1 protein-coding gene is annotated in these 744 nt (G+C 41.3%); it reads right to left on the bottom strand.

All coding sequences use genetic code 11. The features are described 5' to 3' along the window. Nucleotides 1–728: acetyltransferase (locus ACS8FD_RS20050; RefSeq protein ID WP_439277161.1), on the bottom strand; the 728-nt coding region annotated here is incomplete at its 3' end. Nucleotides 729–744 lie beyond the last annotated feature (16 nt).

The raw sequence follows: 744 nt of genomic DNA, 5'->3' as shown, positions 1-744 counted from the left end.
ATGCCATCAGGATAAACGATGGTCATGTCTAAAATACCATCGATATCCTCACCCAAAGCATTAATAGCGAGTGCAAGACCGCCTGCACGAGGCTTGAGTAAATGACTATAAGGCGATTGCTGCTTAGTGTGTTTGGCTTTAGTAAAACGCGTACCCTCTAAGTAGTTTAATAGGGTAAAAGGTTTGCTTTTTAACAAAGCACAAGCACGTTTGGCCTCCTCTATATCCTTACCTTGTAGAGCTGGGTTTTTCGCTACCGCTTCTTTTGAATGCCGGCGCATCATAGGAAAGTCTAAAAAATAAAAGGCTTGTCCAATGACAGGAATATAGATCAGCTCAAACTTGGTAAAAAAACGCGTTAATGGTAAGCGCTTTTCGCTAACATACTGTACGATACTGGTATCGACCCATGATTGATGATTACTAATCAGCAAGTATTTACCCTTCGAATGCACGTCATCAGGTAGGTTAATACGCCAATCTTTATTAGGTAAAATATTATCAATCAAAGCATTATTGCTATTTATCCAATAATTGGTCACTTTAATGACAGTATCATCAGCAATTTTCGCGCCAGTAATGGTTTTGGCAGCGCCCATAAACCATATAGGTATGCTCGCGCCGATACTATTCCCAGTAATAACACCCGTAGCCGTCGCAAGAGAGAGGGCTTTGCCGAGTCTGGGAGCGCGCTCATGCAGTTTTTGAATAGTAGAAGTCAATTGCACGATAAGTCCTTTTTTA

Source organism: Psychrobacter sp. 1U2 (assembly GCF_051847575.1).
The sequence above is the reverse complement of the archived record's forward strand: the minus strand, read 5'-3'. Positions and strand labels throughout refer to the sequence as shown.